23 protein-coding genes are annotated in these 22,545 nt (G+C 63.9%); 15 read left to right on the top strand and 8 right to left on the bottom strand.

The window, feature by feature from the left end:
- Positions 1-12 precede the first annotated feature (12 nt).
- Positions 13-972, bottom strand: a complete 960-nt coding sequence (locus N5A93_RS04885; RefSeq protein WP_268953933.1) for an L-malyl-CoA/beta-methylmalyl-CoA lyase — start codon at positions 970-972, stop codon at positions 13-15.
- 265 nt (positions 973-1,237) lie between these two features.
- Here N5A93_RS04885 and dgcN point away from each other — a divergent pair, with 265 nt between their 5' ends.
- The 3 genes from dgcN to N5A93_RS04870 are packed head-to-tail and all read left to right on the top strand — an operon-like array spanning position 1,238 to position 4,146.
- Positions 1,238-2,239, top strand: coding sequence for an N-acetyltransferase DgcN (gene dgcN, locus N5A93_RS04880; protein ID WP_268953932.1), 1,002 nt, complete (start codon positions 1,238-1,240; stop codon positions 2,237-2,239).
- 60 nt (positions 2,240-2,299) lie between these two features.
- Complete coding sequence (gene dgcA / locus N5A93_RS04875) at positions 2,300-3,280, top strand: N-acetyl-D-Glu racemase DgcA (RefSeq protein WP_372920718.1); 981 nt, start codon at positions 2,300-2,302, stop codon at positions 3,278-3,280.
- 5 nt (positions 3,281-3,285) lie between these two features.
- Complete coding sequence (locus tag N5A93_RS04870) at positions 3,286-4,146, top strand: D-amino-acid transaminase (protein ID WP_268953931.1); 861 nt, start codon at positions 3,286-3,288, stop codon at positions 4,144-4,146.
- A gap of 215 nt (positions 4,147-4,361) precedes the next feature.
- Here N5A93_RS04870 and N5A93_RS04865 read toward each other — a convergent pair whose 3' ends face one another.
- Both N5A93_RS04865 and N5A93_RS04860 read right to left on the bottom strand, forming a co-directional pair.
- Positions 4,362-4,685 (bottom strand): DUF1244 domain-containing protein, encoded by a 324-nt coding sequence (locus N5A93_RS04865; protein ID WP_268953930.1) that lies wholly within the window; start codon positions 4,683-4,685, stop codon positions 4,362-4,364.
- Positions 4,686-4,766: 81 nt separating this feature from the next.
- Positions 4,767-5,507, bottom strand: a complete 741-nt coding sequence (locus N5A93_RS04860; RefSeq protein WP_268953929.1) for an N-formylglutamate amidohydrolase — start codon at positions 5,505-5,507, stop codon at positions 4,767-4,769.
- Between the two features lie 193 nt (positions 5,508-5,700).
- Between N5A93_RS04860 and pyk the strand changes: the two genes are divergently transcribed.
- The 12 genes from pyk (at position 5,701) to N5A93_RS04800 (ending at position 16,826) form a co-directional block, all read left to right on the top strand.
- Positions 5,701-7,146, top strand: a complete 1,446-nt coding sequence (pyk, locus tag N5A93_RS04855; RefSeq protein WP_268953928.1) for a pyruvate kinase — start codon at positions 5,701-5,703, stop codon at positions 7,144-7,146.
- A gap of 41 nt (positions 7,147-7,187) precedes the next feature.
- Positions 7,188-7,412 carry a hypothetical protein gene (locus N5A93_RS04850; protein ID WP_268953927.1) on the top strand — a complete coding sequence of 75 codons (225 nt, stop codon included), beginning with the start codon at positions 7,188-7,190 and terminating at the stop codon, positions 7,410-7,412.
- 190 nt (positions 7,413-7,602) lie between these two features.
- Entirely contained in the window at positions 7,603-7,803 is a 201-nt protein-coding gene (rpmI, locus tag N5A93_RS04845) for a 50S ribosomal protein L35 (protein WP_268953926.1), read from the top strand.
- 19 nt (positions 7,804-7,822) lie between these two features.
- Positions 7,823-8,188, top strand: a complete 366-nt coding sequence (rplT, locus tag N5A93_RS04840; protein ID WP_268953925.1) for a 50S ribosomal protein L20 — start codon at positions 7,823-7,825, stop codon at positions 8,186-8,188.
- 398 nt (positions 8,189-8,586) lie between these two features.
- A complete protein-coding gene (gene pheS / locus N5A93_RS04835; protein ID WP_268953924.1) occupies positions 8,587-9,660 on the top strand; it encodes a phenylalanine--tRNA ligase subunit alpha in 1,074 nt (357 codons plus the stop codon).
- Between the two features lie 165 nt (positions 9,661-9,825).
- Complete coding sequence (gene pheT / locus N5A93_RS04830; protein WP_268953923.1) at positions 9,826-12,225, top strand: phenylalanine--tRNA ligase subunit beta; 2,400 nt, start codon at positions 9,826-9,828, stop codon at positions 12,223-12,225.
- Positions 12,226-12,261: 36 nt separating this feature from the next.
- Entirely contained in the window at positions 12,262-12,711 is a 450-nt protein-coding gene (locus tag N5A93_RS04825) for a YtoQ family protein (RefSeq protein WP_268953922.1), read from the top strand.
- A gap of 138 nt (positions 12,712-12,849) precedes the next feature.
- On the top strand, positions 12,850-13,275 hold the full coding sequence (gene mscL / locus N5A93_RS04820) for a large conductance mechanosensitive channel protein MscL (RefSeq protein ID WP_268953921.1): 426 nt from the start codon (positions 12,850-12,852) through the stop codon (positions 13,273-13,275).
- A 317-nt stretch (positions 13,276-13,592) separates the two neighbouring features.
- Entirely contained in the window at positions 13,593-14,036 is a 444-nt protein-coding gene (locus N5A93_RS04815; RefSeq protein WP_268953920.1) for an Rrf2 family transcriptional regulator, read from the top strand.
- Between the two features lie 2 nt (positions 14,037-14,038).
- On the top strand, positions 14,039-14,926 hold the full coding sequence (locus tag N5A93_RS04810) for an NAD(P)/FAD-dependent oxidoreductase (RefSeq protein ID WP_268953919.1): 888 nt from the start codon (positions 14,039-14,041) through the stop codon (positions 14,924-14,926).
- 25 nt (positions 14,927-14,951) lie between these two features.
- Positions 14,952-15,668: a glutathione S-transferase family protein gene (locus N5A93_RS04805; protein ID WP_268953918.1), complete on the top strand. Its 717-nt coding sequence runs from the start codon at positions 14,952-14,954 to the stop codon at positions 15,666-15,668.
- A gap of 351 nt (positions 15,669-16,019) precedes the next feature.
- The gene (locus tag N5A93_RS04800) at positions 16,020-16,826 is read left to right on the top strand and encodes a mechanosensitive ion channel family protein (RefSeq protein WP_268953917.1); all 807 of its coding nucleotides are present in this window, start codon (positions 16,020-16,022) and stop codon (positions 16,824-16,826) included.
- Between the two features lie 90 nt (positions 16,827-16,916).
- Here N5A93_RS04800 and N5A93_RS04795 read toward each other — a convergent pair whose 3' ends face one another.
- The 5 genes from N5A93_RS04795 to N5A93_RS04775 all read right to left on the bottom strand — a co-directional run bounded on the left by N5A93_RS04795 (position 16,917) and on the right by N5A93_RS04775 (position 22,470).
- Positions 16,917-17,636, bottom strand: coding sequence for an SDR family oxidoreductase (locus N5A93_RS04795; protein ID WP_268953916.1), 720 nt, complete (start codon positions 17,634-17,636; stop codon positions 16,917-16,919).
- Positions 17,633-19,156 (bottom strand): AAA family ATPase, encoded by a 1,524-nt coding sequence (locus tag N5A93_RS04790; protein WP_268953915.1) that lies wholly within the window; start codon positions 19,154-19,156, stop codon positions 17,633-17,635. Before N5A93_RS04790 ends, N5A93_RS04795 begins: the two co-directional genes overlap by 4 nt.
- A gap of 97 nt (positions 19,157-19,253) precedes the next feature.
- A complete protein-coding gene (locus N5A93_RS04785; RefSeq protein ID WP_268953914.1) occupies positions 19,254-19,463 on the bottom strand; it encodes a hypothetical protein in 210 nt (69 codons plus the stop codon).
- A 210-nt stretch (positions 19,464-19,673) separates the two neighbouring features.
- On the bottom strand, positions 19,674-20,960 hold the full coding sequence (gene ccrA, locus N5A93_RS04780; protein WP_268953913.1) for a crotonyl-CoA carboxylase/reductase: 1,287 nt from the start codon (positions 20,958-20,960) through the stop codon (positions 19,674-19,676).
- A gap of 142 nt (positions 20,961-21,102) precedes the next feature.
- Positions 21,103-22,470 carry a 1-acyl-sn-glycerol-3-phosphate acyltransferase gene (locus tag N5A93_RS04775; RefSeq protein ID WP_268953912.1) on the bottom strand — a complete coding sequence of 456 codons (1,368 nt, stop codon included), beginning with the start codon at positions 22,468-22,470 and terminating at the stop codon, positions 21,103-21,105.
- Positions 22,471-22,545 lie beyond the last annotated feature (75 nt).

Raw genomic sequence — 22,545 nt, 5'->3', positions numbered from 1 at the left:
CCGGGGGATGCGCTACATGGCGTCGATCATCTCGGCCTGGCGCACGATCACCTCGGCCTGCTTGATCGAGGCGATGTCCACAAGGCGGCCCTTGTAGGTGGTCGCGCCTTCGCCACGCGCCTTGGCCTCGTCCATTGCCTTGAGAATTTCGCGGGCTTCCTGCACGGCCTCGGCCGAGGGGGTGAAGATCTCGTTGGCCAGCGCGATCTGCTTGGGATGGATCGCCCATTTGCCGACCATGCCCAACGTCGCCGAGCGGCGCGCCTGTGCGCGAAAACCCTCGTCATCGGAAAAATCGCCGAACGGGCCATCGACCGGCAAAAGCCCATGTGTGCGGCAGGCCGCAACGATGGCGGTTTGCGCCCAGTGCCAGGGATCGGCCCAGTATTTCTGCCCCTCGCGCAGCATGTAATAGCTTTCCTGCGTGCCGCCGATTCCAGTGGTCGCCATGCCCATCGAGGCAGCGAAATCCGCCGCGCCGAGGCTGAGCGCCTGCATCCTGGGGCTGGCGGCGGCGATCTCTTCGACATGGGCGATGCCGGCGGCGGATTCGATGATTGCCTCGAAGCTGATGCGCTTCTTGCGGCCCTTGGCGGCCTCGACCCCGGTGACCAGCGCATCGACGGCGTAGATATCGGCGCCACAGCCCGCCTTGGGGATCATGATCTGATCCAGCCGGTCGCCCGCCTGTTCCAAGAGGTCCACGACATCGCGATACCAGAAGGGCGTATCCAGCCCGTTGATGCGCACCGACAGGGTTTTCTGCCCCCAGTCCACATCGTTGATCGCCTGGATCGTGTTGGCGCGCGCCGTGTCCTTGTCACCCGGCGAGACAGAATCCTCGAGGTCGATATTTATGACATCCGCCGCACTGGCGGCCATCTTCTCGAAGAGCTTGGTATTGGAGCCGGGGCCGAAGAGCTGGCAGCGGTTGGGACGGGCGGGGGCGGGCGGTTGCAGGCGGAAGCTCATGATGCGCGGCCTTTTGTCGAATGTTTCACTTTTGATCGGTCAACCGGTATAAAATTGCGCCCTCGCCCGCAACCGGTTTCTGCACAGCAGCATCGCGGGGACCGGCGGGGGAGCAGGCCCTTTGCGTTTTGAGGAATATTCTGTAGAACACGGCAATGGCGGGATATTCTTGCGCGCTAGCGGTGATTTACTTTGATTTCCCACAGGATTTCGCGCCCTAACTGTAGGAAAATCCCCCGAAAGGTGATTCCCGAAAGGAGCCGTCATGATCGAGACCCCTTATCTGTTGTTCCTGGGCGATGCGCCCGACATGCTGGCCGCGAAGGTGGCCATCGGCATCCGTGACTGGCGCCCCGACAACGCCGTCGGCCAGCTGCGCCTGCCGGGCTGCGGTGCCGATCTGGGGCTGAGCGACATGACCCTGGAGGAGGCCCGCGCCGCCGGTGCCAAGACGCTGGTGATCGGTGTCGCCAACCGGGGCGGCGTGATTTCGAAGGAATGGAAAAAGGTGCTGGTCGCCGCGCTGGAAGAGGGTTTCGACCTGGCCGCGGGGCTGCACAACCTCTTGCGCAACGAACCCGACCTTGTGGCCGTGGCCGAGGCGACCGGGCGCAGCCTGCATGATGTGCGCGTCCCCGAGGTCGACTACCCGATCGCCGATGGCAAGAAACGCCGCGGCAAGCGCTGCCTGCCGGTGGGCACCGATTGTTCGGTCGGCAAGATGTATACGGCGATCGCCATGGAGCGCGAAATGCACGCGCGCAAGATGAAGGCGACCTTCCGCGCCACGGGGCAGACCGGCATCCTGATCACCGGCGACGGTGTCCCGCTGGACGCGGTGATCGCGGATTTCATGGCCGGGTCGATCGAATGGCTGACGCCGGACAATGACGAGGATCACTGGGACCTGATCGAGGGTCAGGGCAGCCTGTTCCATGTCTCCTATTCGGGGGTGACCATGGCGCTCATTCATGGCGGCCAGCCCGATGCGCTGATCCTGTGCCACGAGCCGACGCGCGATCATATGCGTGGCCTGCCGGATTACACACCGCCTTCGCTCGAGGCGTTGCGCGACACCGCGCTGCCGCTGGCGCGCATCGCCAATTCCGGCTGCGTGGTGGCCGGCGTGTCGGTGAACACCCAGCATATGAGCGAAGAGGATGCAAAGGCCTATCTGGCCGAGATCGAACGCTCCATGGATCTGCCCGCGACCGACCCCTATCGGTTCGGGCCGGGCAAGCTGGTGGACGCGCTGGCCGCCCTGTGATCTGATCGCCCAGCCCGGCGGCACGATGCAGCGGCCGGGCAGATTAGTATTTGAAGAACGATGAAGGAGAAGAGCGTGGAGATATCGCTGACCCGTGATGTGTTCCGGCTGGCGCAGGTCTTCACGATCAGCCGTGGTTCGCGCAGTGAAGCGCAGGTGCTGACGGTGCATCTGAGCGATGGCGGCGTGAGCGGGTGGGGTGAATGCGTGCCCTATGCCCGCTATGGCGAAACGCTGGATTCCGTAGCCGCGCAGATCGGGGGCCTGCCCGCCACGTTCGACCGCGCCACATTGCAGGAATTGCTGCCCGCCGGGGCGGCGCGCAACGCGGTGGATTGCGCGCTGTGGGACCTTGAGGCCAAGCGCGCGGGCAAGCGCGTGTGGGAGCTGGCCGGGTTGCCCGAACCCAAGCCCGAGATCACCGCCTATACCCTGTCGCTGGACACGCCGGACGCGATGCGCGCGCAGGCCGCGAAACATGCGCATCGCCCGCTGCTGAAGATCAAGCTGGGCACGCCGGACGACATGGAACGCGTCGAGGCGGTGCGCGCAGGCGCGTCGAAATCGCGCATCATCGTGGATGCCAACGAGGGCTGGAGCGCCGAGGCCTACGCCGAACTGGCGCCGCATCTGGTGCGGCTTGGCGTGAGCCTTGTGGAACAGCCCCTGCCCGCGGGCGACGACGAGGCGCTGCGCGGAATCGACCGCCCTCTGCCGGTCTGCGCCGATGAGTCCTGTCATGACCGCGACAGCCTGCCGGGGCTGAAGGGAAAATATGACGTGGTCAATATAAAGCTCGACAAGACCGGCGGCCTGACCGAGGCGCTGGCCTTGCGCGACGCCGCGAAAGCCGAAGGTTACGACGTGATGGTGGGCTGCATGGTCGGAAGTTCTCTGGCGATGGCACCGGCGGTTCTGGTGGCACAGGACGCGCTGGTAACGGATCTTGACGGGCCGCTGTTGTTGGCGGAAGACCGGGATGAGGCTTTGACGTTTGACGAGGCCGGGGTGCATCCGCCCAAGGCCGCATTGTGGGGATGAAGAACATGCGCACCGTATACCTGAATGGCGAATACCTGCCCGAGACCGAAGCCAGGGTCTCGATCTTCGACCGGGCCTTCCTGATGGCTGACGGGGTCTATGAGGTGACTAGTGTGCTGGGCGGCAAGCTGATCGATTTCGAGGGGCATCTGAAACGCCTCGAGCGGTCGCTCAACGAGCTTGACATGCAAAAGCCCGCAGCCTTTGACGACCTTCTCGAGATCCACCGCGAACTGGTGCGCGTCAACGAGATCGGCGACGGGCTGGTCTATCTTCAGGTCACGCGCGGCAGCGATGGCGACCGCGATTTCGTCTTTCCCGACCCTGCGACCACGGCCCCGACACTGGTCCTTTTCACCCAATCGAAGCCCGGCCTTGCGAACAGCCCGCAGGCCGAAAAAGGATTGAAGATCATCAGCATAGACGACGTTCGCTGGGGCCGTCGCGACATCAAGACGGTGCAGCTTCTCTATCCGTCCATGGGCAAGATGATGGCCAAGAAGGCGGGTTGCGACGATGCCTGGATGATCGAGGACGGGCATGTCACCGAGGGCACCAGCAACAACGCCTATATCGTCAGGGGCAACCGGATCATCACCCGTGAACTGAGCAATGACATCCTGCACGGGATCACCCGCGCGGCGGTGCTGCGCTTTGCGCGCGAGGCGCAGATGGAAGTCGAGGAAAGGCCTTTTTCCATTGAGGAAGCGAAGGGTGCGGACGAGGCGTTCGTGACCTCGGCCAGCGCCTTCGTGATGCCGGTGGTGGAGATTGACGGCGAGGGTCTGGGCGATGGCACGCCGGGTCCGGTGGCGAAAAGACTGCGTGAAATCTATCTTGAAGAGAGCCTGAAAAAGGCGATCTGAGCCGCATCGCGATTGTACGAAACATCCGTTTTGTACGGCGGTTTCGTACATGTTTCGCCCCGGCGCATGAATATTCCGTACAAAACGCCGGGCACCCCGCCCCGAAGGCGAAAAGCGCACCCGAACACGGCGCGCGGTAAACGATCCGTTGCCGCGGCGAACGGACAGTCAAGCGGCGGCGAGTGGCCGGGTTTCAGGAACGCGCAGGCGCCGGTTCAGCCGGGCTTGTCGGCGTTGCCCACGTTCTGCGCGAAAGCCTGTTTGAATTCGGCCTGTTTCTCGGGGCTGGCCTCGGTCTGATGGCCGGCTTTCCAGTCGTCATAGGGCATGCCGTAGAAAACCTCGCGGGCCTCATCCTTGGACATGTCGATGCCACGGGCGTTGGCTGCCTCCTGATACCAGCGGCTGAGGCAGTTGCGGCAGAACCCGGTCAGGTTCATCATGTCGATATTCTGCACGTCGGGGCGTTTTTCCATCAGGTGTTCGCGCAGGGTGCGAAAGGCGGCGGCCTCGAGTTCGATGCGGGTCTGGTCGTCCATGGTCGTCCTCCTTGGTGTCAGGTTCAACATGCGCTTGAGAGCACGCGCGTTCAAGGCGTCAGGGTGGCGCGGATGCGGGCGTCAGATACCGGCGCGGCGCGCGGCCTCTTGCAGGATCGGGGCAAGGCGGCGCGCCCATGCGGCCTGAGCATCGCGGGTCTCGATCAGGTCGTTGCGCAGTTCGAGAAGCGTGTTGGGCCGCTCATAGGCGATCGCGTGGCGGGCGATGGCATCACCGGGAAGATGGCCGCCGTAGGGTTCGTTCTCACCGATGCACAGATCGCTTTCGCCATGCAGCAGATCGACCAGCGGGCGCGACAGGCGGCGGTCGGCGGCATAGAGCACGCCCACATGCCAGGGCCGGGGCGGGCGCGCGCGAAGCTGGCGGGTGAAGCTGTGAACCGACACGATCACCGTATCGGGCTGGCGCGCGGCCAGTTCCGACAAACCCGTGTGATAGGGCCGGTAGCAGCGGTTGAGGCGCAGTTGCAGCTCCTCGTGCCCGGCATGGCGGTTGCCGGGGATGATCGTGCCGTCATAAAGCTTCATCAGCAGGGTCGGGTCGTCCTCGCCCCGGTTGGGGTCGATCACGAGGCGCGAGAAATTCGACAGGATCGCCGGGGCATCCAGCAGGCGCGCCAGTTCGCGCGCCACACCTGCGGCACCCACATCATAGGCGATATGGCGGTTCATGTCGGCCTCGGGCAGGCCCAGCGTGCCGCCATTGACGAAGGGCGGCACGGTATTGGCGGCGTGGTCGCAGGTGACCAGCCAGCGGGCGGGGCGATCCGCGCCCTCGATGAAAAAGGGGTGATAGGTCATCGCTGTGTCATGTCCTTTGCGCATCCTCTAGGACAGATGAAAGAAGATGTGAATTGGGAATGGACGCCAGAGCGCTGTTAGCGGTAACATGCGGGCAGCAGAACAGCCAGGGACCGCGCCGGACCCGGCAGCCCATTGACAGGACGCGCCCGGACAGAGACACCGGGCGGCGAATAAAGACAGGAACTCCCGGATGAAACGCCACCGCAACGTCAAGATCGTGGCCACGCTTGGCCCCGCCTCGTCGGATTATGACACGATTCGCGCCCTGCATGAGGCGGGGGCGGATGTGTTCCGCCTGAACATGAGCCACGGCGTCCATGAAGAGATCGCCGAAAAGCATCGTATCATCCGCCGGATCGAAGAAGAGCTGAACAGCCCGATCGCCATTCTGGCGGACCTTCAGGGGCCGAAGCTGAGGGTGGGCAGTTTCGCCAATGGCGAGGAAGAGCTGGTCGAGGGCGCGGCGTTCCGGCTGGACCTGGACGAGACCGAGGGCGACGCCAGCCGCGTCTGCCTGCCCCATCCCGAGATCTTTGCCGCGCTCGAGCCCGGCGCGAGCCTGTTGGTCAATGACGGCAAGATCCGCCTCAAGGTGGTCGAATGCGGCAAGGACTTCGCGCAGACCGAGGTGGTCATCGGCGGCACCATTTCAAACCGCAAGGGCGTCAATGTGCCCGACGTGGTGCTGCCGCTGGCGGCGCTGTCGGAAAAGGACCGCGCGGACCTGGAATTCGTCTGTGAGCTGGGCATCGACTGGCTGGCGCTGAGTTTCGTGCAGCGGGCCGAGGACGTGACCGAGGCGCGCGAACTGGCGGCGGGCCGGGCCGCGATCCTGAGCAAGATCGAGAAACCCTCGGCGGTGACGCAGTTCGACGCGATCCTCGCGGCCTCGGACGGGATCATGGTGGCGCGCGGCGATCTGGGGGTGGAGCTGCCGGTGCAGAACGTGCCCCCCATCCAGAAGCGGCTGGTGCGCAAGTGCCGCGCCGCCGCCAAGCCGGTGATCGTCGCCACGCAGATGCTGGAATCGATGATCGAGAGCCCGATGCCCACGCGCGCCGAGGTGAGCGACGTGGCCACCGCGATTTACGAGGGCGCGGATGCGATCATGCTGTCGGCCGAGTCGGCGGCCGGGGATTACCCCGTCGAGGCGGTCACGACGATGGACAATGTCGCCCGCGAGGTCGAGGACGACCCCACCTATCAGGAGGTGATCGAGGCCTCGCGCCGGGTCAGCCGGACATCGGTGGCCGATGGTATCGTCGCCGCCGCGCGCGAGATCGCCGAGACCACGGATATCAAGGCGATCTGCTGTTTCACCCAGTCGGGGACAACCGCGCTGCTGACGGCGCGCGAGCGCCCGCGCGTGCCGATCATCGCGATGACCAACCTCCTGGGCACCGCAAGGCGGCTGGCGCTGACATGGGGCGTTCATTGCGTGATGACCGGCCAGCTTGAGCGCTTCAAGCAGGCGGTGCTGAACGCGGCGCGCGCGGCGCGCGAGGAAGGCTATGCCGAACCGCTCGATCAGATCGTGGTGACCGCCGGTGTGCCCTTCAACGTGCCGGGCACCACCAACATCCTGCGTGTCGCGCCCTGTCAGGAAAGTTTGATATACGCGACCGATCCGGGTTAAACTGGCGCACCAACCGCCCTTTTCCCGCATCGGAGAGCCGAATGGACCCTGATCTTGCGCTGATCGTCGGCCTTGTGCTGATCATCCTGTCCATTCCCTCGATCATCGCGGCGTTCAGCGACGGTCACGCGCCGCGCGTCGCCGCCTTCACGATCATCGCGGGCGGAGCGCTGTTGGTCTGGGCGATCTCGGCCAAGCCGGGCGGCTACACGATCCGCGAGGTGCCAGACACCTTCGTGAGCGTCGTGGCACGGTATCTGCCCTGAGGGGTCAAGCGGCGGGCGCGCGGCGGTGTGATGGCCGCTCCTGGCGCGGCGGCCACGAACCCGTCTTTCACGGTGACACCCCCTTGCGAAACAGAGTGAGTCGGCGTATACGGCGCGCTCTGATACCGCGTGGCCGGCCGAAGTGGCATGCCGAGTCGCGCGTTCCACCGAACCTGAAGAGGAGCCGGAAATGCCCAAGATGAAGACCAAGTCGAGCTGCAAGAAGCGGTTCAAGGTGACGGCCAGCGGCAAGATCAAATGCGGACAGGCGGGTAAACGCCACGGCATGATCAAGCGCAGCACCAAATTCATCCGTGACGCCCGTGGTACCACGGTCATGTCCGAGGCAGACGCCAGGATCGTCCGCCCGATGATGCCCTATTCCCGCTAAGGCCAAGGAGACCTGAACCATGTCACGCGTCAAAGGTGGGACCGTTACCCACGCCCGTCACAAGAAAGTCGTCAAGGCCGCCAAAGGCTATTACGGCCGTCGCAAGAATACCTTCAAGGTGGCCCGTCAGGCCGTCGACAAGGCCAACCAATACGCCACGCGCGACCGCAAGAACCGCAAGCGCAATTTCCGCGCCCTGTGGATCCAGCGGATCAACGCCGCCGTGCGCGCCCATGACGAAGGCCTGACCTATTCGCGCTTCATCAACGGCCTGTCGCTGGCCGGTATCGAAGTGGACCGCAAGGTTCTGGCCGATCTGGCCGTGCGCGAGCCCGAGGCATTCGGCGCCATCGTCGATCAGGCGAAAGGCGCATTGGCAACATAAGCCAGCCGCGTTCGAGGGACAGAACGTCAAGACACGACAAGACACGCCGCTGGCCCCGCGCCGGCGGCGTTTTTCGTGATGGGCCGCCTGCGGGCGTGCCCGAAATGGCCACGGCCCTGCCCTGATCCCGGCGCGTTTTTCAGGCATCCTGCCCTTGGATCGCGGCCCGCCCGGCCGCTCGTTGGATGGAGATGCAGATGCAAAGCACCCCGCAACAGCCCGTTCTGAAGCTTTTGAGCGAGAAGGCCCGCCGCCTGCTGGCGGCGCATGACCAGGAAGTGCGCAGCGCCCGTCAGCCCTGAGCCGTCCGTCTGAGCAGCCGCCACGACCCGCGCCAGTCACTTGCGCTGGCGCGTCAGGCGCGGTAACCCGCCCGTGACTCCAAACGGGTGAGACAGATGGACGACCTCAGAGACAAGTACCTGACCGCGATCGCCGATGCCGGTGACGAGGCCGCGCTGGAAACCCTGCGCGTGCAGGCCGTCGGCAAGAAGGGCGAGATCAGCCTCAAGATGCGCGAGCTGGGCAAGATGACGCCCGAGGAGCGGCAGGTCATGGGGCCGAAGCTCAACGCGCTGAAGGACGAGATCAATTCGGCGCTCTCGGCCAAGAAACAGGGGCTGGCGGATGCCGCCCTTGACGAGCGCCTGCGCGGTGAGTGGCTGGATGTCACCCTGCCCGCCCGGTCGCGCCGGAGCGGCACGATCCACCCGGTCAGCCAGGTCAGCGAGGAAGTGACCGCGATTTTCGCCGATATGGGCTTTGCCGTGGCCGAGGGGCCGCAGGTGGAAAGCGACTGGCACAATTTCGACGCGCTCAACATTCCGGGCCACCATCCGGCGCGCGCCGAGATGGACACGTTCTACATGCATCGCGACACGGGCGACACGCGCCCGCCGCATGTGCTGCGCACCCATACGAGCCCGGTGCAGATCCGCTCGATGGAATTGCAGGGCGCGCCGCTCAGGGTGATCTGCCCGGGCCGCGTCTATCGCGCCGATTACGACCAGACCCATACGCCGATGTTCCACCAGGTCGAGGGGCTGGCGGTGGACAAGGACATTTCCATGGCCAACCTGAAATGGGTGCTGGAAGAGTTCGTGAAAGCCTATTTCGAGGTCGATGGCGTCGATCTGCGCTTCCGCGCCTCGCATTTCCCCTTCACCGAACCTTCGGCCGAAGTGGATATCCGTTGCAGCTGGGAAGGCGGCACGCTCAAGGTAGGCGAGGGCGATGACTGGCTGGAGATCCTGGGCAGCGGCATGGTGCATCCCAAGGTCTTGATGGCGGGGAATATCGACCCGGCGGCCTGGCAGGGCTTTGCCTTCGGCATGGGGATCGACCGGATCGCGATGCTGAAATACGGCATCCCCGACCTGCGCGCGTTCTTCGATTCCGACCTGCGCTGGCTGCGCCATTACGGATTCAGCGCGCTGGACGTGCCGACATTGCGGGGCGGGTTGAGCAGGTAGGCGGCGCGCGGTTGCGCGCGGTGGGAGCGAGGGGCCAGCCCCTCGCGCTCCCCGGGATATTTTGAAACAGAAGAAGGCGGGGGCTTTGCGAGCTGCGGGGTTTTCCCCCTGCGCCGGATAGGCTAAACGCGCTTTGAGCAATGTTCCTTTCGTGGATGAGAGCCGATGAAATTCACCCTGTCCTGGCTGAAAGACCATCTTGAGACCGAAGCCGGCCCGGCCGAGATCGCCGAGGCGCTGACCGATCTGGGGCTGGAGGTCGAGGAGATCTCGGACCCCGCCGAGCGGCTGAGCGCCTTTACGATCGGCAAGGTGGTGAAGGCCGAGAAGCACCCCGATGCCGACAAGCTGAAAGTGTGCCAGGTGGCCACGGCGGATGGCGAGACGCAGATCATCTGCGGGGCGCCCAATGCGCGCGAGGGGATCACCGTGGTCGTCGCCAGCCCCGGTGTCTATGTGCCGGGCATCGACACCACGATCGGAGTCGGCAAGATCCGTGGCATCGAGAGCCATGGCATGATGTGTTCCGAGCGCGAGATGGAGCTTTCGGAAGAGCATGACGGGATCATCGAACTGCCTTCGGGCGAGGTCGGGCAGGCGTTTACCGACTGGCTGGCCGAGCATGACCCCGCCAAGGTCGATCCGGTGATCGAGATCGCCATCACCCCCAACCGTCCCGATGCGCTGGGCGTGCGGGGCATTGCGCTGGATCTGGCGGCGCGCGGGCTGGGGCGCATGAAGCCCGCGACGCAGGCCCATGTGGAAGGCCAGTTCCCCTGCCCCATCAATGTCACCATCGACGAGGACACGCGCGAGGGCGGCTGCGAGGTCTTTGCCGGGCGGGTGATCCGGGGCGTCGCCAACGGCGCCTCGCCGCAATGGTTGCAGGACCGGCTGCGCGCCATCGGCCTGCGCCCGATTTCGGCGCTGGTGGATATCACCAATTTCTTCACCTATGACCGCAATCGCCCGCTGCATGTGTTCGACGCCGACAAGGTGAGCGGCGATCTGCGGGTGCATCGCGCCGAGGGCGGCGAGACATTGGTGGGGCTTGATGAGAAGACCTATGAGTTCGCCCCCGGCATGGTGGTGATCTCGGACGATGCAGGCGTCGAGAGCATCGGCGGCATCATGGGCGGACTGGCCACCGGCGCGACCAACGAGACGGTGAACGTGTTCCTCGAGGCGGCGGTCTGGGACCATATCCAGATCGCGGCGACGGGGCGCGGGCTCAAGATCAATTCGGACGCGCGCTATCGTAATGAGCGCGGCATCGACCCGGGTTTCAACATGGAAGGGCTGGAACTGGCGACGCAGATGATCCTTGATCTGTGCGGCGGTGAGGCATCCAGTGCCGTGGTCGCCGGTGAGGTTCCGAAAGTGAGCCGCGCTTATCGGCTGGACCCGGAGCGGGTGCAGTCCCTGGTGGGCATGGATATTCCCGAGGCCGAGCAGCGCCGCACGCTGACGGCGCTGGGCTTCAAGCTGGAAGGCGACATGGCGCATGTGCCGAGCTGGCGGCCCGACGTGATGGGCGAGGCGGATCTTGTCGAGGAGGTGGCGCGCATCGCGTCGCTCACGAAGCTTGAGGGCAAGCCGTTGCCGCGCGCGCAGCCCGGTGTTCCCAAGCCGATCCTGTCGGTGATGCAGAAGCGCGAGCAGATCGCGCGGCGCACCAGTGCCGCGCTGGGTTACAATGAATGCGTGACCTACAGTTTCATCGACCATGCCAGCGCGATCCTGTTCGGGGGCGGCGATGACGCCACGATGCTGGCCAATCCGATCAGTTCGGAAATGAGCCATATGCGCCCCGAGCTGCTGGCGGGGCTGTTGCAGGCGGCGGCGCGCAACCAGGCGCGCGGGCATATGGACCTGGCGCTGTTCGAGGTGGGCCACGCCTTTCAGGGCGGCGAGCCCGAGGAGCAGCATGTGCAGGTCGCCGGGCTGCTGGTTGGCCGGACAGGCCCCAAGGATGTGCACGGCGCGGCGCGCGCGGTCGACCTGTTCGATGCCAAGGCCGATGCCGAAGCGGTGCTGGCGGCGATGGGCGCGCCCGACAAGGTGCAGATCCTGCGCGACGGCCCGGCATGGTTCCATCCCGGTCGCCACGGGCGCATCTGCCTTGGTCCCAGGAAGGTGCTGGGCATTTTCGGCGAATTGCATCCCCGCGTGCTGGAGCAGATGGACGTGAAGGGGCCGGCCGTGGCCTTCACCCTGTTCCCCGGTGAGATCCCGCTGCCGCGCAGGAAGGCCACGGGCCGCGCCGCGCTGGAGCTGCGCGACCTGCAGGCGGTGGAGCGCGATTTCGCCTTCGTGGTCGATGCCGGGACCGAGGCGCTGACGCTGGTCAATGCCGCCGCGGGCGCCGACAAGGCGCTGATCGACGATGTGCGCGTCTTTGACGAGTTCATCGGCGGCAGCCTTGGCGAGGGCAAGAAATCGCTGGCCGTGACCGTGCGGCTTCAGCCGACCGACAAGACCCTCAACGAGGCCGATATCGAGGCGGTGAGCCGCAAGATCGTCGAGAAGGTCGAGAAGGCCACGGGCGGCACGCTGCGCGGGTGAGCGCCGCGTTGGAGACATGAAGGAACAGGGACTGCCATGACACTGAACGTTTATCTGTCCGGAGAAATTCACACCGATTGGCGCGAGCGTATCCTCGAGGGCGCCAGGGGGCTGGATGTGCGGTTCAACAGCCCCGTGACCGATCATGGCGCCAGCGACGATTGCGGTGTGGCGATCCTGGGGGCCGAGGCGGACAAGTACTGGCACGACCACAAGGGCGCGATGATCAACGCGATCCGCACCCGCAAGGGGATCGAGGATGCCGATGTGGTCGTGGTGCGTTTCGGCGACAAGTACAAGCAGTGGAACGCGGCGTTTGACGCGGGCTATGCATCGGCGCTTGGTAAATCGCTGATCGTGCTGCAACCGCCCGAGCATGACCACGCCCTCAAGGAGGTGAACGCCGCCGCGCTGGCGATGGCGCGCGCGCCCGAGCAGGTGGTCGCGATCCTGCGCTATGTGCTGGAGGGCACGCTGGAGGGCTGAACGCCCTGAACGGCATGGGAAGGCGCGCCGCGATTTCCCATCAAAACGCTGGCTTTTCTCCGGGATAACGGGTCACGCTTGGAGCGCGCGCCATCAGGGCCGCGCGTGTGAGTGACACAGGGATCGGGGAACACAGACATGATTCAGGAATTCAAGGACTTCATCGCCAAGGGCAATGTCATGGACATGGCCGTCGGCATCATCATCGGCGCGGCCTTCACGGCTATTGTCACCTCATTGGTGGGCGATCTGATCAACCCGATCATCAGCCTGTTCATGGGTGGCGTCGATTTCGCGGGTCAGTATGTCCTGCTGGGCGAAGGCGAATTCGGCTCGATCGGCGAGGCGGAAGAGGCCGGGGCGGCGGTTTTCGCATGGGGGCGCTTCGTGATGGCGATCCTGAACTTCGTGATCATCGCCTTCGTGGTCTTCCTGCTGGTCAAGGCGGTGAACCGCGCCAAGGAGAATGCCGCCAAGAAGGAAGAGGCAGAAGCCGAGGCCGCGCCCGCCGGGCCGAGCGAGATCGATCTGCTGATGGAAATCCGCGACGCGCTCAAGAAGTAATCCGCGTCAGCGGCACAAGGATCGGGGGCCTGCGGTTGCGCGGGCCCCTTACCAGCTATGTTGATAATCGCGATCAGGTCCGTCGCTACTATCACGCGGGCGTTTGTCGGCTTCGAGCCCTTTTTGTCGATATTTTGCTGTGCAGCTTATGGCTGCTCTCAACAGTCCACCAAAAAGGTCCAATAGCTGATGGGCACGAAAGGTTATTTTCGGCGGAGCATCCGAAGAGATCGCTGCTTCCGAAGTGAAAATGCGCGTTCTTAGAATGGCTGCGCTATAGCTTGACAGTCACGTCGAATCATAACATCTATTGTTACATGAAAAGGGACAGCCGCCTTTCCTCCGTCCTTCACGCGCTTTTGCACATGGCAGAGCATGAGGGGCCCATGACCTCCGAAGCCATTGCGCAGTGCTTGGGCACCAATCCCGTTGTCGTCCGGCGCACCATGGGATTTTTGCGCGAGGCAGGGATCGTTTCGTCCGGTCGTGGCCATGCTGGGGGATGGCGCATCACCGCCGATCTCACGGTTGTGACCTTGCAGCAGTTGCACGAAGCGCTTGGCGAACCCGCCATTTTCGCGATCGGCAATCGGACCGAGAACCCCTCCTGCCTGGTGGAGCAGTCGGTCAACGCCGCGATGGAAGATGCGTTTGCCGACGCCGAAGCGTTGTTGCTGGACCGTTTCGCCCATGTCGCCCTTGCCGATCTGGTGGCCGACTTCAAACGCCGCCACGCGGAAACGCTTAAACAGAAAGACTGAAAATGCAGGATGTTATCGTAATCGGGGGTGGCTATGCCGGAATGGCAGCCACCCTGCAGCTGGTGCGCGCGCGCAGATCGGTGATGGTCATCGACGCCGGGTTGCGGCGCAACAGGACAGCCAGCCATTCCTATGGTTTTCTGGGACAGGATGGCGTCGATCCTGCAGAACTGGCCCGCACCGCCAGAACCCAACTGGAGGCATATCCGACGCTGACATGGAAAGTGGGCGAGGTCGCCACCGCAACCGGGGCAAACGATGCGTTCAAGATCACACTGGCCGCTGGCGAAAGCTTCGCCGCGCGCCGCCTGCTGTTCGCCACAGGCGTGGCGGATGAGCTGCCTCAGGTGCCTGGTCTGGCAGAGCGGTGGGGGCAATCGGTGTTTCATTGTCCATACTGTCATGGCTACGAGTTGGATCAGGGCAATATCGGCGTGATTGCAACCGGGCCCATGTCTTTGCATCAGGCGCAGTTGCTGACGGATTGGGGCAAAATCACATTTATGACCAATGCCACATTTTCTCTGGACGACGACGCTCTTGCCGATCTGAATCGCCGGGGTGTCGATGTGGAGCAAACGCCAATCGATCGGATCGAAGGCGAGGCCGACGTGGTCCTGACCGACGGTCGCCGCCTTCACTTCGCCGGGTTGTTTACGGCGTCTCGCTGTTCGCCGACCAGTCCGGTGGCAGAAACCATGGGCTGCGACGTGATGGAAACGCCCATGGGCTCTCAACTGCGCACCTCTGAGGAAAAGGAGACATCCATTGGCGGCGCATTTGCATGCGGTGATGTCGCGCGCGTTCCGCACTCGGTGTCACTTGCTGTGGCCGATGGCGCTTGGGCAGGTGCCCAGGTGCATAGATCACTTGTTTGGCCAACGCGCTGAGCTGAGACTCTTGAAAGGAAACATCATGAAGCTCTACGAACTGAACTGGGCGCTCTACCCACGTCGCATCGGAATCTACCTCTCCGAAAAGGAGATCACCGACATAGACCGGGTGGCTCTCGATGCGATGGATGCGGAAAGCATCGGCAAGTTGAAGGCAGTGAGTTCCTTGGGAACCGTCCCAATGTTGCAAACCGAAGATGGCCTCAAGATTCGTTCCTCAATCGCAATCCTAGAATACCTAGAGGATCGGTATCCGCAGCCGAACATGATCGGGCGGTCGTCTGCCGAGCAGGCCCGAACACGAGAAGCCATGAGCATCGCAGATGAGACCGCGCTTCAGTTCGGGATATGGGCTCATAAGGCCAGCCCCGTCTTCGCTGGTATGGAAGAGCAGAATCCGACCACAGCGCGTTTCGGTGCGAAGGCCTACCTAAAGCAGCTGGAACGCCTAGATCTGATACTGGCTGAAAACCAAGGGCCCTTCCTGACGGGCTCTCAAATTACCATTGCAGACTGTATCGCGATGGCGACCGTGCAGTTTGCAGCGGACGGCTACGGTGTTCCCTTACCCGGAAGGCTCGAACTATTGTGTGCTTGGTATGAATTCTTCAAGCAAAGACCGAGTGCCTATTGCCCTCCTTATCCAGAGCCTTTTTTAACGCATGCTTATGGACTTCCGGATCACGGTCTCGATTGGTCGCTTGATGATATCGGGTGGAATGTTGTTCTGGCAGCTTGATGCTGATCCGCTTTAGTGACTGCCGCTTCGAGGTTGTCGTTAGAGGCAAAGTCGTGCGGTTTTGTCTCAATCTTGGCCAGACTATTCAAAACGATGGCTGTTTGGAAGATTCCTGAACGCAACCATCAGCGCAGCTGCAGCGAAAGCTCACTTCGTCTGCAAAGCCGATATCCGAGACGACGAAACTGCGCTCGCAGGTTTCTGCGAGAGCATTCGCCAGTTAGGGTCCTTTGGCACTCGGGATCCTACGTGGTTCCTCAACACTTCTGGTAAGAGGCTTGGCGGTTGCGCGGGCCCCTTTTTTCATGAGACATTTTGGAGATGCGCAACAGTTAACGGGAGCGAAGCGGGATGGAAGGTTTGATGGAGCAGCTGGGCGGCTATGCGCCGCTGGTGATCAGCGCGGCGAAGGCCGCCGTGGTGCTGATTGTTGGCTGGATCGCGGCGGGGATCATCAGCAGCGTGATCCGCAGCCGGGTCACCAGCAACCCCAGGATCGACGACACGCTGGGCGGTTTCGTCGCCTCGATGGTCAAATGGGTCATCCTGCTGATAGTCCTGATCGCGGTGCTGGGACTGTTCGGGATCGAGGCGACATCGCTGGTGGCGATGCTGGGTGCGGCGACGCTGGCGATCGGGCTGGCGCTTCAGGGCACGCTGAGCGATCTGGCGGCGGGGTTCATGTTGATCCTGTTCCGGCCCTACAAGCTGGGCCAATATGTCGATATCGGCGGCACGGCGGGCACGGTGAAGGACCTGAACCTGTTCTTCACCGAACTGGTGACGCCGGACAATGTGCAGATCATCGTGCCCAACGGGCAGGCCTGGGGCAAGATCATCACCAATCTCTCGCATTACCAGACGCGGCGCTGCGATCTGACCTTCGGGATCGATTACGGTGACGATGCCGACAAGGCGATGGGGCTGATCCTGGACCTCGCGCGCGCCGATGAGCGGGTGCATGACGATCCCGCGCCCTGGGTGAGGGTCACCAATCTGGGCGACAGCAGCGTCGATCTGACCGCGCGGCTGTGGTGCGATGCGGCGGATTACTGGAACCTCAAGTTCGACATGACCAAGGCGGTGAAGGAGGCCTTCGACAAGGGCGGTGTCTCGATCCCCTATCCGCATTCGGTGGAAATACAGAAGGCCGGGTGAGGGTTTTTGAAGACAAGGCCGGGGGGCCAGCCCCCCGGACCCCCCGAGGTATTTGAGGCCAGATGAAGGGGGAGCTGTTTCGCCCCCCGGTCAGCCGCGGCCGATATAGGGCATTTTCGTTGCCATCAGGGTCATGAACTGCATGTTAGCCTCGGGCGGCAGGCTGGCCATGGAGAGCACCGCGCGGGCCACATCGGCCACGTCCATGGTGGGGGGCGGCGTATCGGGATTGGCGGCGATGACCCCGTCGAGAAGTTCGGTGCGCGCATTGCCGATGTCGATCTGCCCGCAGGCGATATCATGCGGGCGGCCATCAAGCGACAGGCTTTTGGTAAGCCCGGTGATCGCGTGTTTGCTGGTGGTATAGGCCACCGACAGCGGGCGCGGGGCATGGGCGCTGAGCGAGCCGTTATTGATGATCCGCCCGCCCTGGGGCTCTTGGGCGCGCATCCGGGCGAAAGCGGCGCGCGCAGCGTTGAACATGCCATGCAGGTTCACATCGATCACCTGTCGCCATTCGTCGTGATCGAGTTCGTCGATCAGGGCGGCGCGCCCGAAAGTGCCGGCATTGTTGAAGAGCACATCGAGCCGCCCGGCCTTTGCCATGAAAGCATCGAAAGCGGTTTCGACGGCGGGTCCGTCCGTCACGTCGCAGGGCAGGATCACCGCGTTGGGGTGGCCATCCGCCATGTGGTGAAGTGCCGGCGCGCGCCGCGCAAGGCAGCCGACGCGCCAGCCCGCATCGAGACATGCACGCGCCGTGGCGGCGCCAATTCCGGCGCTGGCGCCGGTGACCAGGATGGTCTTCATGTTTCGGCCTCCAGTTCCAGTGGCACGGGCGCGCTGCGCAGGTCATCCACCCGCAAGGGGCCTGTCGGCTTTGCGAGGCGGTTGCGCACGACCCAGTGCAGGCGTTCCTCGGCGCGGGTGATGGCCACATAGGCGAGGCGCTTCCAGAGGGGCTGTCCCGCCTCGCTGCGCCCCATCCGGGCGGCAATCGCGAGATCAGGCGCGAAGACCTGAACGTCGCGCCACTGGCTGCCCTGTGCCTTGTGGATCGTCACCGCCGCGCCATGCAGGAAGGTCGCCCCCATGCGCGCGGCGAAGGGGATGAAGGGTTCCTTCTCGTCGGGTTTCTCGATCTTGACGATGCTGGCGGCGCTGACGCGGGGGTCTTCGGCGCCGATCACATGCAGGCGCGAGAAGCCCGGCTTGTTGCCCGGCCCGAGATAGATCACCTGCGCGCCCTTGATCAGCCCGCGCGCCTCGAGGTCGAGGCGCTTCTTGCGGTGCTTGATGGGCAGTTCGATCCCGTCGCAGATCAGCGGCTCGCCTTCCAGAAGCGCATCGTCGGGCGCGCCGTGGACCGCGCGAAAGGCGTGGATCAGGCGGATGCGGGTGGCGTTGCGCCAGACGAGGACCGGCGAGCGCGCCATCAGGTCCACCTCGACGCGCTGCGCCCATTGCACGCGGTCGTCACGCCGGGCGGCCTCCTGCACCAGGGTCTCGAAGCGGTGGAAATCCACCTCGGGATCGCCCAGCGCATGGGCGAGATCGAGGATCGGATTATCGGCATCCTGACGGTGGATGCGGTGCAGTTCAAGCTTGGCAGGCGCAGGCAAGGCATCGAACACCATCGAGCCCGATTGCTTGACCGGCGCAAGCTGCGCGGGGTCGCCGAACAGAAGCAGGTTGGGGAATATCTCCTTGAGGTCCTCGAACTGCCGGTCATCGAGCATCGAGGCCTCGTCGACGAAACCGATATCGAGCGGTTCCTCGCGCCGGGTCCAGCCGGTGATGAAATCGCTGCCGCGCAGGCCCGCCGCCGCCAGCGCGCCGGGGATCGAGCGGTTCGACTGGAAGAAGGCCAGCGCGCGGTTCAGCGCCTCTTCGCTGAGGCCCTCGATATCGGGGCGCTCGCCGTTGCCGGCCAGCCATTCGGCGATCTTTGCGTATTCGGGGTGATAGACGGGCGTATAGAGAATGCGGTGAATGGTAGTGGCAGGCACGCCGCGCATCCTGAGCACGCTGGCCGCCTTGTTGGTGGGCGCGAGGATCGCCAGCGTGCGCCGGTCGCGCCGCCGCCGCCCCTCCCAGTCGCCGGAGACCACATCGACCCCCGCCTCCTCGAGCGCGCGAAACAGCGCCGCAAGCAGCAGGGTCTTGCCCGAACCCGCCTTGCCGATCACCGCCATGACCTTGGAACCGCCTTCGCGCGGCGGCGTGAGCTGCCCGCTGTCGAGATCGACCCCCGCGCCGCGCAGCATCTCGGCGATGCGGTCATGGGCTTCGGCCTGATCGTGGGAAAATGTGAGTGCGCTGCCGGACATGGCGCGACATTATCCAAGCAGCGCGGGCAGCACCAGAGGCAGAGACAGCAACAGGGCGCCAGCAGGGCGCATCGCCCGGATGCCGGGGCTTGCGCCTTCAGACGCGCTTGCCGATCGCAGGGAGGCCAGTGCCGGCATTGAGGCGCGCGCTGCCCTCATCCGTGTCGCCCTGTTCACTGTCGCGCGCCAGTTCAAGCACCGCCAGAAGCCGTGTATCGTGCAGTTGCGTGGCAAGAGCGGCCAACCCGTTCTGGCGGGCGAATGCCTCCAGATCGGCGAGCACGTCGAGGATCCATTCATTCTTCATGCCGGAACTCCGCTTAACGGGTTAAGGGGCTTTAAAATACAATCTTAGCACGAATTGGTTGTCAGTGAATCCTCCTTTTCCGGCCCTGCAAGACAGGGGCCGCCAGCCGGGGTAGTGCATCGGCAGAAGGCGCGGCGAAAAAAGCAGATCGCCCGCGACCGGCCATACCGGTTCGCGGGCGCTCCCCCTCCTCCCCGAGGGTTCTGTGGCTTACTTGCCGGCTTCCAGCACGTCCTCGACGGTGCGAAGGCCGGTTTTCGGGGACTGGACCAGCACGGCCATGTTGCCCGGCTTGTGCTGGTTGTTGAGCATTTTCGTATGCGCGTCGGGGATCTGTTCCCAAGGGAAGACCTCGGACATGCAGGGGTCGATACGGCGCTCGACCATCAGGCGGTTGGCGGAGGCAGCCTGTTTGAGATGGGCGAAATGGCTGCCTTGCAGGCGCTTCTGGTGCATCCACATGTAGCGCACGTCGAAGGTGCAGTTGAAGCCGGTGGTGCCCGCGCAGATCACGACCATGCCGCCCTTCTTGCACACGAAGGTCGAGACCGGGAAGGTCGCCTCGCCGGGATGTTCGAAGACGATATCGACATTGTTGCCCTTGCCGGTGATGTCCCAGATTGCCTTGCCGAACTTGCGCACTTCCTTGAACCATTCGGCATATTCGGGGGTGTTCACCGTGGGCAGCTGGCCCCAGCAGCTGAAATCCTTGCGGTTGATGACGCCCTTGGCGCCGAGATCCATGACGAACTGGCGTTTGTCCTCTTCCGAGATCACGCCGATCGCGTTGCCGCCCGCCGCATTGATCAGCTGGATCGCGAAGGACCCGAGCCCGCCCGAGGCACCCCAGACCAGCACGTTCTGGCCGGGCTTGAGTTCATGCGGGTGATGGCCGAACAGCATCCGGTAGGCGGTGGCCAGCGTCAGCGTGTAACAGGCGCTTTCCTCCCATGTCAGGTGACGCGGGCGCGGCAGAAGCTGCTGAGCCTGAACGTTGGTGAACTGAGCGAAGGACCCGTCGGGCGTTTCATAGCCCCAGATGCGCTGGCTGGGCGAATACATCGGGTCGCCGCCATTGCATTCCTCGTCGTCGCCATCGTCCTGGTTGCAATGCACGACGACCTCGTCGCCGACCTTCCAGCTTTTGACCTTGTCGCCCACGGCCCAGACGATGCCCGCAGCATCCGAGCCGGCGATATGATAATCGGCACCGTGGCTGTCAAAGGGGCTGATCGGCTGGCCAAGACCCGCCCAGATGCCGTTATAGTTGACGCCCGCGGCCATCACCAGGACAAGCACCTCGTGGCTGTCCGGGGTCGGGGTATCGACCACTTCGACCTGAAAGGACTTGTCGGGGGTGCCGTGACGCTCGCGGCGGATGGCCCAAGCATACATCTGCCGGGGGACATAGCCCAACGGGGGCATTTCACCGATCTCGTAGAGATCCTTTTCCGGCGCGTCGTAGGGCGCGATGCCCGTTTCGGTATCCAGAGCCATTCCCAGCCTCCTTGTCGATCCATATTGCCGCGATGCAGAATCACGGTGCCGACCATGGGGATATAATCCATCACGCAACAATGCAATCCCAAGGTGATGTTTTTTGTAATTTTATGACCCCGCAGGTGCAGAAATTCCGCGTCTACACGCTGCGCGCGCAGAAAAGATGCGCAATCGAGCGGGCATAAAAGGCCAGAATCGCCTCATGTTCAGCCACCGGCGCGATCATTCCGCCGCTGTCGCTGACCAGCCCGCGGCCCAACAGGCTGCGCAAGCCGGAGTCGACCGCATCGGCCATGTCGGCGCGCGGCAGGCAGATATCGGCGCGCGGCAGCTGCGCGACCATCTGAGCCACCGCCTTTTCGAGGTCGTCGCGCGACATCGCACCACCCGACAGGAGCGCCCGCGCCACCAGCGGCACCGGCACCACCGGCACCTCTTCGCCGATGCGCTTTATCAGTTGCTGGCCCAGAGCCTCGACCGGGGCACCGGGGTGGTCCTGCTGAAAACCGGTCAGCGACAGGGGCGCGCCGAAACTGACGGCGGCGTAGCCGTGGCGATGATAGCGCCGCGTCAGCCAGAGCCAACACTGATGCAGGATGAAGCGCCCCACCACGCTGATACGGGCGCGAAAACGGCGCTCGCCGCGCTGATCGGCGGCGACAAGGATGCGGTCCTCGAAAACACGGTCGTAATTGATCGCCACCGGCACGAAGACCACATCGCGCGCATCGCGCGCCCGACCTTCGACGATGTATTTCAGGATTCCCAGCTTGGGCAGCGTCAGCCCCCCGTCAAGGCTCAGCCCGCCTTCGGGGAACACGGCCTGCGTCACGCCCGCATCCGTCGCCATGCGCACGTAGCGCGCCAGCACCCGGCGATAGAGATCGTTGCGCGATTTGCGGCGGATGAAATAGGCGCCCATCGCCTTGATCAGCCGCGACAACGGCCAGACCCGCGCCCATTCCCCCACCGCATAGCTGAGCGCCGAGCGTTCGGCGGCAAGCCATGTCACCAACACGTAATCCATGTTCGAGCGGTGGTTCATCACGAAGACGATGGTCGCGTCGCGGTCCACATTGGCCAGTGCGGCCTCGTCGAAATGCCCCAGCCGCACCTGGTAAAGCGCGCGCGACAACCATTTCGCCGCACGGATCGCGAAGCCGAAATAGGCGGTCGCCGAGAAACCCGGTACGATCTCGCGCGCATAGCGCCTGGCTTTCTCGAAGGCGACATTTTCGGGGATGCCTTCGGCGCTGGCATGGTCGGCTATGGCGCGGCTGACCTCGGGATCATAGATCAGCCGCTGGATCATGTCGTAACGCCGCGCCAGCTTGAACGGCTGGATCGGGCGCTCGAGCCGCTGGTTGAGCTTGGCGACGACGCGCTCCATCCGGCGGCGAAAGAACCAGCGCACCGAGGGAAACAGGAAATGCGACGCAAAGGTCACCGCCGCAAAGGCGATCAACAGCAGCAGTACCCAAAGCGGCATTTCGATCATCTTACCCATCGTCCAAGCAATACAGGGTTTGACGGTACGGTAAATGCCCTCATGCCGCGACGCAGCGAATTGACAGCGCCACAT

Source organism: Roseovarius salincola (assembly GCF_026891095.1).
Classification (GTDB): Bacteria; Pseudomonadota; Alphaproteobacteria; order Rhodobacterales; family Rhodobacteraceae; genus Roseovarius; species Roseovarius salincola.
The sequence above is the reverse complement of the archived record's forward strand: the minus strand, read 5'-3'. Positions and strand labels throughout refer to the sequence as shown.

Bases quoted from the DNA above. Each gene is read 5' to 3' on its own strand.
- N5A93_RS04885 (WP_268953933.1), bottom strand. From the start codon at position 972: ATGAGCTTCCGCCTGCAACCGCCCGCCCCCGCCCGTCCCAACCGCTGC.
- dgcN (WP_268953932.1), top strand. From the start codon at position 1,238: ATGATCGAGACCCCTTATCTGTTGTTCCTGGGCGATGCGCCCGACATG.
- dgcA (WP_372920718.1), top strand. From the start codon at position 2,300: ATGAAGGAGAAGAGCGTGGAGATATCGCTGACCCGTGATGTGTTCCGG.
- N5A93_RS04870 (WP_268953931.1), top strand. From the start codon at position 3,286: ATGCGCACCGTATACCTGAATGGCGAATACCTGCCCGAGACCGAAGCC.
- N5A93_RS04865 (WP_268953930.1), bottom strand. From the start codon at position 4,685: ATGGACGACCAGACCCGCATCGAACTCGAGGCCGCCGCCTTTCGCACC.
- N5A93_RS04860 (WP_268953929.1), bottom strand. From the start codon at position 5,507: ATGACCTATCACCCCTTTTTCATCGAGGGCGCGGATCGCCCCGCCCGC.
- pyk (WP_268953928.1), top strand. From the start codon at position 5,701: ATGAAACGCCACCGCAACGTCAAGATCGTGGCCACGCTTGGCCCCGCC.
- N5A93_RS04850 (WP_268953927.1), top strand. From the start codon at position 7,188: ATGGACCCTGATCTTGCGCTGATCGTCGGCCTTGTGCTGATCATCCTG.
- rpmI (WP_268953926.1), top strand. From the start codon at position 7,603: ATGCCCAAGATGAAGACCAAGTCGAGCTGCAAGAAGCGGTTCAAGGTG.
- rplT (WP_268953925.1), top strand. From the start codon at position 7,823: ATGTCACGCGTCAAAGGTGGGACCGTTACCCACGCCCGTCACAAGAAA.
- pheS (WP_268953924.1), top strand. From the start codon at position 8,587: ATGGACGACCTCAGAGACAAGTACCTGACCGCGATCGCCGATGCCGGT.
- pheT (WP_268953923.1), top strand. From the start codon at position 9,826: ATGAAATTCACCCTGTCCTGGCTGAAAGACCATCTTGAGACCGAAGCC.
- N5A93_RS04825 (WP_268953922.1), top strand. From the start codon at position 12,262: ATGACACTGAACGTTTATCTGTCCGGAGAAATTCACACCGATTGGCGC.
- mscL (WP_268953921.1), top strand. From the start codon at position 12,850: ATGATTCAGGAATTCAAGGACTTCATCGCCAAGGGCAATGTCATGGAC.
- N5A93_RS04815 (WP_268953920.1), top strand. From the start codon at position 13,593: ATGAAAAGGGACAGCCGCCTTTCCTCCGTCCTTCACGCGCTTTTGCAC.
- N5A93_RS04810 (WP_268953919.1), top strand. From the start codon at position 14,039: ATGCAGGATGTTATCGTAATCGGGGGTGGCTATGCCGGAATGGCAGCC.
- N5A93_RS04805 (WP_268953918.1), top strand. From the start codon at position 14,952: ATGAAGCTCTACGAACTGAACTGGGCGCTCTACCCACGTCGCATCGGA.
- N5A93_RS04800 (WP_268953917.1), top strand. From the start codon at position 16,020: ATGGAAGGTTTGATGGAGCAGCTGGGCGGCTATGCGCCGCTGGTGATC.
- N5A93_RS04795 (WP_268953916.1), bottom strand. From the start codon at position 17,636: ATGAAGACCATCCTGGTCACCGGCGCCAGCGCCGGAATTGGCGCCGCC.
- N5A93_RS04790 (WP_268953915.1), bottom strand. From the start codon at position 19,156: ATGTCCGGCAGCGCACTCACATTTTCCCACGATCAGGCCGAAGCCCAT.
- N5A93_RS04785 (WP_268953914.1), bottom strand. From the start codon at position 19,463: ATGAAGAATGAATGGATCCTCGACGTGCTCGCCGATCTGGAGGCATTC.
- ccrA (WP_268953913.1), bottom strand. From the start codon at position 20,960: ATGGCTCTGGATACCGAAACGGGCATCGCGCCCTACGACGCGCCGGAA.
- N5A93_RS04775 (WP_268953912.1), bottom strand. From the start codon at position 22,470: ATGGGTAAGATGATCGAAATGCCGCTTTGGGTACTGCTGCTGTTGATC.